We start from the raw sequence: 9,470 nt of genomic DNA on the forward strand, positions 1-9,470 counted from the left end.
TCTTGATCTCTTTCACGGTGCCCGCGAACGGCGCAGGGACTTCCATGGAAGCCTTGTCGCCTTCCACAGTGATCAGGGACTGCTCGGCTTCCACCTTATCGCCCACTTTCACCAGGATCTCGGTCACTTCGACTTCGTCGGCGCCGATGTCCGGCACGGCAACGTCTTTGGCGGCAGCGGCAGCCGGGGCAGCTGCTGCTGCCGCCGGTTTTTCTTCCGCTTTCGCCGCCGGTGCAGCTTCCGCTGCGCCTGCCGCTTCGAAGATCATGATCAGTTTGCCGGTTTCGGTTTTATCGCCGACCGCCACTTTGATCTCTTTCACCACGCCCGCCTGCGGGGAGGGCACTTCCATGGAAGCCTTGTCGCCTTCCACGGTGATCAGCGATTGTTCCGCTTCAACTTTATCGCCGACCTTCACCAGGATCTCGGTGATTTCGACTTCATCTGCACCGATGTCCGGTACGTTGATTTCGATAGACATTATTCAGTACCTCTTAGGCCAGACGCGGGTTAACTTTTTCCGGGTTGATGTCGAATTTCTTGATTGCATCAGCAACCACAGAAGCTTCGATCTCACCGCGTTTAGCCAGTTCACCCAGAGCAGCAACCACCACGTAAGATGCATCGACTTCGAAGTGGTGACGCAGGTTTTCGCGGCTGTCCGAACGACCGAAGCCGTCGGTGCCCAGTACGCGATAATCGCTGGCCGGCACATAAGTACGAACCTGTTCGGCGAACAGTTTCATGTAGTCGGTAGACGCTACCGCAGGCGCGTCGCTCATCACCTGAGCGATGTAAGGCACGCGTGGCGTTTCGGTTGGGTGCAGCATGTTCCAGCGCTCGCAATCCTGGCCGTCGCGCGCCAGTTCGGTGAACGAGGTCACGCTGTAGGTGTCGGAACCCACGCCGTAGTCCTTCGCCAGGATCTGCGCAGCTTCGCGCACATGGCGCAGGATGGCGCCGGAGCCCAACAGCTGCACCTTGCCTTTGCTGCCTTCCAGCGTTTCCAGCTTGTAGATACCCTTGCGGATACCTTCTTCCGCACCCTGCGGCATCGCAGGCATGTGGTAGTTTTCGTTCAGCGTGGTCAGGTAGTAGTACACGTTTTCCGGGTTGTCGCCATACATGCGCACCAGACCGTCGTGCATGATCACCGCCACTTCGTACGCGTAAGCCGGATCGTAAGAGATGCAGTTAGGGATAGTCAGAGACTGAATGTGGCTGTGGCCATCTTCGTGCTGCAGACCTTCGCCGTTCAGGGTAGTACGGCCCGAGGTCCCGCCGATCAGGAAGCCGCGCGCCTGTTGGTCGCCCGCTGCCCAGCACAGGTCGCCGATGCGTTGGAAACCGAACATCGAGTAGTAGATGTAGAACGGAATCATCGGCAGATCGTTGGTGCTGTAGGAGGTCGCTGCGGCCAGCCAGGAAGAGGCTGCGCCCAGTTCGTTGATGCCTTCCTGCAGGATTTGGCCTTTCTCGTCTTCTTTGTAGTAAGCAACCTGCTCACGGTCCTGCGGGGTGTACTGCTGGCCGTTCGGGCTGTAGATACCGATCTGACGGAACAGACCTTCCATACCGAAGGTACGCGCTTCGTCGGCGATGATTGGCACCAGGCGATCTTTGATCGACTTGTTCTTCAGCATCACGTTCAGGGCACGCACGAAGGCGATAGTGGTGGAGATCTCTTTGTTCTGCTCTTCCAGCAGCGAGCTGAAATCTTCCAGCGCCGGCATTTCCAGCTTCTGGGTGAACTCCGGCAGACGGGTAGGCACGTAGCCTTTCAGCGCCTGGCGACGTTCGTGCAGATATTTGTACTCTTCGGAATCTTTCTCGAAGGTGATGTACGGCAGTTTTTCGATGTCAGCATCGGCAACCGGCACATTGAAACGATCGCGGAAGTGGTGAACCCCTTCCATGTTCATTTTCTTCACCTGGTGAGCGATGTTTTTACCTTCCGCGGTTTCACCCATGCCGTAACCTTTGATGGTGTGGGCCAGGATAACGGTCGGTTTGCCTTTGGTGTCCTGCGCTTTTTTCAGTGCAGCGAAGATTTTCTTCGGATCGTGACCACCACGGTTCAGCGCCCAGATTTCGTCGTCGGTCATGTCTTTGACCAGCGCCGCGGTTTCCGGGTAACGGCCGAAGAAGTGCTCGCGCACGTAAGCGCCGTCTTTGGATTTGAAGGTCTGGTAGTCGCCGTCCAGGGTCTCGTTCATCAGTTGAACCAGTTTACCGCTGGTGTCTTTGCGCAGCAGCTCATCCCAACGGCCGCCCCAGATCACTTTCAGCACCTGCCAGCCTGCGCCGGAGAAGATGCCTTCCAGTTCGTTGATGATCTTGCCGTTACCGGTGACCGGGCCGTCCAGGCGCTGCAGGTTGCAGTTGATGACGAACACCAGGTTGTCCAGCTTCTCGCGAGTCGCGATGGTGATGGCGCCTTTGGATTCCGGCTCATCCATCTCACCGTCGCCCAGGAAGGCGTAAACGGTCTGCTCAGAGGTGTCTTTCAGGCCGCGGTGTTCCAGGTATTTCAGGAACTTCGCCTGATAGATGGCGCTGATTGGGCCCAGGCCCATGGATACGGTCGGGAACTGCCAGAATTCCGGCATCAGCTTAGGATGCGGGTAAGAGGACAGACCGTTGCCGTGCACTTCCTGACGGAAGTTGTTCATCTGTTCTTCGGTCAGGCGGCCTTCAAGGAAGGCGCGCGCGTAAACGCCCGGAGAGATGTGGCCCTGGAAGTACACCAGGTCGCCGCCGTCTTTCTCGTTGCGTGCGCGGAAGAAGTGGTTAAAGCAGACTTCATAGAAGGTCGCGGAAGACTGGAAGGAAGCCATGTGGCCGCCCAGCTCCAGGTCTTTTTTGGATGCGCGCAGAACGGTCATGATCGCGTTCCAACGGATCGCAGAGCGAATGCGGCGTTCCAGATCCAGGTTGCCTGGGTAGGCCGGTTCGTCTTCTACCGCGATGGTGTTGACGTAGTTGTGCGCTGCAGCACCGGCCGCAACGTTAACGCCGCCTTTGCGGGCTTCTCCCAATACCTGATCAATCAGAAACTGAGCTCGCTCAACACCCTCTTCACGGATGACCGATTCGATCGCCTGCAGCCAGTCGCGGGTTTCGATCGGATCCACGTCATTGTTTAAACGTTCTGACATGGTGGTATTCCTTATCTGTCTAATGGTTTGTTTGGAGCCTGTCTTCCTGTGCTCTGTGCAAAAACACACGAAGACAGGCCCATCAGTTTAGTTGCCGCTTAAGTACTTAACTAAGTACCTCGAACTTAACCCCCGCAGGCTGGTGTACCCTGAAGAGGACAGCTCTTAATCCTTGCGTTGCTGGAGACGCCGTAGCGATCTCTCGCGCCGAGTATGCTCCCGGCTGAGATCCAGCAAGATTTCCTCGATAAACGCCAAGTGGCGATGCGAGGCTTCACGGGCCTTTTCCGGCTCGCGTGCCACAATCGCCTCAAAAATTCCGGCGCGGTGGCTGCTCACTTTTGCCAACATCTCACGGCGCGAGTAGAGCAATTCAAAGTTCTGACGCACGTTCTGTTCCAGCATCGGCCCCATGCAGCGTAGCAGGTGAAGTAACACAACGTTGTGAGCGGCTTCGGTCACGGCGATTTGATACTGCATGACCGCATCGGCTTCGGCGTCGAGATCGCCGCTGTCTTGAGCCTGTTGAATCACGATGTGGCAATCGCGGATGCGCGCCAGATCTTCATCGGTGCCGCGCAGCGCCGCGTAATAGGCGGCAATGCCTTCCAGCGCGTGACGGGTTTCCAGCAGATCGAACTGTGATTCGGGATGGTCGGCCAGCAGCTCGGCCAGCGGATCGCTGAAGCTCTGCCACAGATTAGTTTGCACGAAGGTGCCGCCGCCCTGACGGCGCAGGAGCAGCCCTTTCGCTTCAAGGCGCTGAATGGCCTCTCTCAGAGAAGGACGGGAGACATCAAATTGTTTCGCCAGCTCGCGCTCCGGAGGCAATTTTTCGCCTGGGCGCAGTGTCCCCTCGAGGATCAGGTATTCGAGCTGTTGCTCGATAACATCTGACAACTTGGGTTGGCGGATTTTGCTGTAGGCCATGAGTGAATTCTTCTCTGCGAATGGCGCGGAGTCAATTGGTAATACCAATTTCAAAAACGTGACGGTAAAGTAACAAAGTATTCACCTCCTGTCCATACGGGCCTTGATCGAAATCAGGTTACCCGCACATTTTAACACCCCGCTGAAAACCCCGCTGCAAACCGGTAACGCCGTGATGGTATTACCATTTACGCGGCGGGTTGGGGATTTAACTTTTACCAAACCTTACGCAAGGCAGAGTGCAAACTTTTTGCCCGAGTTTTATTGCATGGTTATGACGCTTTAATGAATGGCTATTTGGCGAGCGACGCAACGGCGGTTCGTTCATTATTTGAACGCGCCCCACCGTTCAGATCTACGTTATTTTTGCGCATTATGTGATTTGTTGCTTATTTCATGCACTGAATCCCCCCCGCCGTCACACAACCCGCATTTTGTTTCCTAAACTGCTGCAATCTTAATCACTCACACGACAAAGCAGGTGCAAACCGACGCGCATAACATTATTCTCTGCCAAACGGTAGCGGCGCCGTGGAATTAATAGCTATAACGCCGTAAATAAAACAAAACACACATCGTAACCACTGCTTTACAGGCAGGTGGGCATTCACAACGACAGAGGGTTAGATTGATGGATGGTCAACAGCATGGTGACCAGCTGAAGCGCGGCCTGAAAAACCGCCATATTCAGCTCATCGCCTTAGGTGGCGCAATCGGCACCGGGTTATTTCTCGGTATCGCTCAAACAATAAAAATGGCCGGCCCGTCAGTGCTTCTCGGCTACGCCATCGGCGGCTTCATCGCGTTTCTGATCATGCGCCAGCTGGGGGAAATGGTGGTGGAAGAGCCGGTTGCCGGCTCCTTCAGCCACTTCGCCTACAAATACTGGGGCAACTTCGCCGGCTTCGCCTCCGGCTGGAACTACTGGGTGCTGTATGTCCTGGTGGCGATGGCGGAGTTGACCGCGGTCGGCATCTACGTGCAGTACTGGTGGCCGGAGATCCCCACCTGGGTTTCCGCCGCGGTGTTCTTCCTGGCGATCAACGCCATCAACCTGGCCAACGTCAAAGTTTACGGCGAGATGGAGTTCTGGTTCGCCATCATCAAAGTGGTGGCGATTATCGGCATGATCGTGTTCGGCGCCTACCTGCTGTTCAGCGGCATGGGCGGCCCGGAAGCCACCGTCACCAACCTGTGGGCGCAGGGCGGGTTCTTCCCGAACGGCGTCATGGGCCTGGTGATGGCGATGGCGGTGATCATGTTCTCCTTCGGCGGCCTCGAGCTGGTCGGCATCACCGCCGCCGAAGCCGACAACCCGCAAAAAAGCATTCCGAAAGCCACCAATCAGGTGATCTACCGCATCCTGATCTTCTATATCGGTTCGCTGGCCATTCTGCTGTCGCTGTACCCGTGGGGCAAAGTGGTCGAAGGCGGCAGCCCGTTCGTGCTGATCTTCCACGCGCTGAACAGCAACCTGGTGGCGACCGTGCTGAACATCGTGGTGCTCACCGCCGCACTGTCGGTGTACAACAGCTGCGTCTACTGCAACAGCCGCATGCTGTACGGCCTGGCGCAGCAGGGCAACGGCCCGAAAAGCCTGCTGAAGGTCGACGGCCGCGGCGTGCCGGTGGTGGCCATCGGCATTTCCGCCCTCGCCACCGCGCTGTGCGTGCTGATTAACTACCTGATCCCGGGCCGCGCCTTCGAACTGCTGATGGCCTTGGTGGTGTCGGCGCTGGTGATCAACTGGGCGATGATCAGCCTGGCGCACCTGAAATTCCGCGCCGCCAAAAACCGCGAAGGCGTGGTGCCGAAGTTCAAAGCGTTCTGGTATCCGTTCAGCAACTACCTGTGCCTGCTGTTCATGGCCGGCATCCTGGTGATCATGTACCTGACGCCGGGCATTCAAATCTCGGTGCTGCTGATCCCGGTATGGGTGGCGATCCTGGCCGTCGGTTACGCCATCAAACAGCGCAGCCAGCGCGTCGACGGCGTCACCAGCCGTTGAACCCCGTGACCGCGCAATAAAATGGCCCGCAGATGCGGGCCATTTTTTTCGCCTGAACGCCGCTTACTTGCGCAGCGCTTTCACCTGCTCGGCGGTGACGTCCGCCGGCAAGCCTCCCCAGGTCACCCGCAGGTAATTCACCAGTTCCGCCACTTCAGCATCGCTCAGACGCTCGCCGAAGCCCGGCATGCTCTGCATGCTTTCACCGTTCGGGAACTGCTGGGCCGGCAGGCCGTCCAGCACCGACACGATCAGGTTCTTGCCGTCCGCCTGGCGCAGCGTGGCGTTATCGCGCATCGCCGGTGCGACGTGCGGTTTGCCCTCGCCTTCGCGCGCATGGCAACCGGCGCACTGATCCAGATAGGTCATGCGCCCGGCATCGCTGCCCTGCCCCATTTTCACCGGCACCGCCGCCGGCGGCTGCTCGCCCATCAGATACAGCGCCAGCGCCTGATGATCTTCCGGCGTCAAATGACGGGTGCTGAGATCCACCACCATGTGCATCTCGCTGAAGGCGGAACCCTGCGGTGCGAGGCCGGTGCTGAGGAAGCGGCTGACGTCCTGCGGCGTCCAGCCGCGCTGCGCCAGACCGTGCGGCGTAATGTCCGGCGCCATGAAGCGGCCGAGATCGCCGCCCTGCATCGGTTTGCCGAGATCCATCTGCCCCAGCGCGCCGCGCGGCGTGTGGCATTCGCCACAGTGCCCCAGCACGTCGGCCAGATAGCGGCCGCGCTGCCATTGCGGCGAACTGCCCTGCGAGCTGGCCGGCAGCGGATCCTGGCTGCGGAACAGCAGGTTCCAGCCGTTCAGCGCCATGCGCTGGTTGAACGGGAATGGCATGTCGTTGGCCGGAATGGCCACGTCCACCGCCTGGCGCGTCATCAGGTAAGCGTAGATGTCGTCGGCGTCCTGACGCGACATGCCCTTATACGAAGTATAAGGCATCGCCGGGTACAGGTGCCGCCCCCCCGGCGCCACGCCCTGCGTCAACGCCAGGAAGAAGTCGTCCTTGCTCCAGCGCCCGATGCCGTGGTCGGCCGACGGCGTCAGGTTACTGCCGTAAATCGTGCCGAACGGCGTGTCCAGCGGATAGCCGCCGGCCAACGGCGCCCCACCGCTGGCGGTATGACAGGCGGCGCAGTCGGCGGCCTGCGCCAGATAGCGGCCGCGGGCGATCTGTTCGGCGCTGGCGGTTACCTGCTGCACCGGGCCGTCGTAACGACGGTTTTCCCGCCACCACAGCAGCGCAATCACCACGATCGCCACCAGCACAATCAACACTGCGAGACGTTTTTTCATTGCGCCGTCTCCTTCAGCAGGCCCGGCGTTTTCAGCACCACGTCGCGCACCGCTTCGTAGTAGCGCACGTAGCCGGTGCAACGGCAGATGTGGCTGTCCAGCGCCTGCTCAATGGCGTTTTCCAGCTGTTCGCGGGCGATCGGCTCACGCTTGAGCTTTTCCACGAAAATGGTGGCGGCGTTGACGAAACCCGGCGTGCAGTAGCCGCACTGGAAGCTGTAGTGCTCCAGAAACGCCTGCTGGATCGGCGACAGCTCAACCACCTCGCCCTGTTCGTCCACCCTGGCGTGGCCTTCGACGGTACGCACTTTCTTGCCGTTGAAGAAATGCGCGCCGGTGATGCAGGTGCGCACCTCTTCGCTGGTGCCGCTCGGATGATCGACGATCGCCACGCAGGCGTGGCAAATGCCCTGCCCGCAGCCGAGGCGCGAACCGGTCAAATCGAGATACTCGTGCAGGAAATCGATCATCATCAAGCCTTCCGGCACCTCGATCGGGCCGTACTGTTTCTCGTTGATGGTCAGGGAAATCGGCTGGGTTTTAATGCTCATTGTAATACCTCACGAATATTTTCTGCACGAACGGGCAAATCACGGAAACGGTGGCCGGTGGCGTCGGCGATGGCGTTGACCAGCGCGGCCACGATCGGGATCATCACCACCTCCGCCATGCCTTTCGGCGGATCGGTTTCCGACAGCGCCGGCAGGATGTCGCCGCTCTGTTTCCACACCGCCACATCACTGGCGCGCGGCAGGTGGTAACGGTTGAAGTTCCAGGTACCGTTGCCCGGGCCGTCTTCGTACAGCGGTAAATATTCGTGCAGCGCATGGCCGATGCCCATCGCCAGCCCGCCCTGCAGCTGGCCGGAAACCAGTTCCGGCACGATCAGGTTGCCGCACTCCATGATCGAGTGATGATTCAGCAACTCCACCTGGCCGGTGGCGATATCCACCGCCACTTCCGCCAGCGTGCCGACGGCGCTGTAGTAGGTCACCGCCGCATTGTTGCGCTGGGTCGGCGGGTAGTAGACCTGCCCGCGCGCCAGCGGTTTGAATTCGCCGCCGGCGTTGCGCAGCGCCATGCCGTCGATCGGCAGGCGTTCGCTTTTGCCGTTCAACGTGAAATCGGCCTCCGCCCACTGCCAGCGGTTGAACACGTGCACCGCGGCACCGGTGACGCCGCCCATCTGATAAGCCGTCTTGGCCAGCAGCTCGAGGCTCAGCACCGACATGCCCGCCGCCGTCAGGCCGCCTTCGACCCAACGCGCATCTTCGCGCCGCACCACCAGCGGCGCCGCCTGGCCGCCGCCGATACCGGCCTGCCACAGCGCCATCGCCGCCGGCCACAGGCCGTGATCGAAGATCAGGCGCGCCGCTTCGCGGGTGCTGTGCGAGAAGTAATAGGCCGAATTGCTGGCGCTCGACGGCGAACAGTAGCTCGGCGTCCAGTTGGGGTTGGTTTGCAGCTTGTCCTGCTCTTCTTGCGACATCAGGTAAGGATCGCCGCTGGTGACCATCGGCAGTACCGACCAGTCGGTGACCGAGAAGTGCGCTTCGTCGGCCGGTTTGCCCAGCCACTGCGCGCACAGTACCGACTGCGAGGTCGACATGCCGGTGCCCATCTCCGCGCCGCTGTGATGCAGGGTGATGCGCCCGTCTTCGCTCAGCTCTACCCGGGCGAACGAGGTTTCCGCCCCGGTGCCGAAGTCTTTCTGCACGCAGCCGAAGCCAACGCCATAGCGCTTGCCGGGATAGCGGCTCTCAAACTCGGCCTTGCGTTCGGCGCGCTTGAGCCACATCTCATGCTTCGCCGCCTTCTCCAGCACTTCATCGGCGCGGATCGCACCGGCCGGGATCGCCCCTTGGGTGTTTTTCATGCCGGATTTCAGCACGTTGCGCAGGCGGAACTCGATCGGGTCGATCTTCAGCTCGGCGGCCAGCTCATCCACCATCATCTCGGTGGCGGCCATGCTCTGCAGCGTGCCGTAACCGCGCGCCGAACCGGCGTCGATGGCGCGTGAGGCCAGCCCGACCGACGACAGATCGCTTTTCGGGAAGTAGTAAATCGACTGGGCG

Annotated in this window: 6 protein-coding genes and 1 pseudogene (1 of these 7 running past the window's edge); 1 reads left to right on the top strand and 6 read right to left on the bottom strand. The window is 59.8% G+C overall.

The genetic code is table 11. The features are described 5' to 3' along the window. The 3 genes from ADK28_RS22920 to pdhR form a co-directional block, all read right to left on the bottom strand. The coding region (locus tag ADK28_RS22920) for a biotin/lipoyl-containing protein (RefSeq protein WP_048796766.1) at positions 1 to 481 on the bottom strand (481 nt) is incomplete at its 3' end. 13 nt (positions 482 to 494) lie between these two features. Then, complete coding sequence (gene aceE / locus ADK28_RS22925; protein WP_004937495.1) at positions 495 to 3,158, bottom strand: pyruvate dehydrogenase (acetyl-transferring), homodimeric type; 2,664 nt, start codon at positions 3,156 to 3,158, stop codon at positions 495 to 497. 165 nt (positions 3,159 to 3,323) lie between these two features. Next, complete coding sequence (pdhR, locus tag ADK28_RS22930; RefSeq protein WP_004937490.1) at positions 3,324 to 4,088, bottom strand: pyruvate dehydrogenase complex transcriptional repressor PdhR; 765 nt, start codon at positions 4,086 to 4,088, stop codon at positions 3,324 to 3,326. 631 nt (positions 4,089 to 4,719) lie between these two features. Here pdhR and ADK28_RS22935 point away from each other — a divergent pair. Further along, the gene (locus ADK28_RS22935; RefSeq protein ID WP_004937488.1) at positions 4,720 to 6,096 is read left to right on the top strand and encodes an amino acid permease; all 1,377 of its coding nucleotides are present in this window, start codon (positions 4,720 to 4,722) and stop codon (positions 6,094 to 6,096) included. Between the two features lie 63 nt (positions 6,097 to 6,159). Here ADK28_RS22935 and ADK28_RS22940 read toward each other — a convergent pair whose 3' ends face one another. The 3 genes and pseudogenes from ADK28_RS22940 to ADK28_RS22950 all read right to left on the bottom strand — a co-directional run. After that, a complete protein-coding gene (locus tag ADK28_RS22940; protein ID WP_048796767.1) occupies positions 6,160 to 7,395 on the bottom strand; it encodes a cytochrome c in 1,236 nt (411 codons plus the stop codon). Then, a complete protein-coding gene (locus tag ADK28_RS22945; RefSeq protein WP_004937484.1) occupies positions 7,392 to 7,946 on the bottom strand; it encodes a (2Fe-2S)-binding protein in 555 nt (184 codons plus the stop codon). The genes ADK28_RS22940 and ADK28_RS22945 overlap by 4 nt, the downstream gene beginning before the upstream one ends. Further along, a pseudogene (locus ADK28_RS22950) lies at positions 7,943 to 9,470 on the bottom strand (xanthine dehydrogenase family protein molybdopterin-binding subunit) (it continues 1,267 nt past the right edge of the window). Before ADK28_RS22950 ends, ADK28_RS22945 begins: the two are co-directional and overlap by 4 nt.

Source organism: Serratia sp. 506_PEND, from assembly GCF_001076875.1.
GTDB lineage: Bacteria > Pseudomonadota > Gammaproteobacteria > Enterobacterales > Enterobacteriaceae > Serratia > Serratia marcescens.

What these genes read in the sequence shown, in the direction of transcription:
- aceE (WP_004937495.1), bottom strand. Translation starts at nt 3,158, where the DNA reads ATGTCAGAACGTTTAAACAATGACGTGGATCCGATCGAAACCCGCGAC.
- ADK28_RS22935 (WP_004937488.1), top strand. Translation starts at nt 4,720, where the DNA reads ATGGATGGTCAACAGCATGGTGACCAGCTGAAGCGCGGCCTGAAAAAC.
- pdhR (WP_004937490.1), bottom strand. Translation starts at nt 4,088, where the DNA reads ATGGCCTACAGCAAAATCCGCCAACCCAAGTTGTCAGATGTTATCGAG.
- ADK28_RS22940 (WP_048796767.1), bottom strand. Translation starts at nt 7,395, where the DNA reads ATGAAAAAACGTCTCGCAGTGTTGATTGTGCTGGTGGCGATCGTGGTG.
- ADK28_RS22945 (WP_004937484.1), bottom strand. Translation starts at nt 7,946, where the DNA reads ATGAGCATTAAAACCCAGCCGATTTCCCTGACCATCAACGAGAAACAG.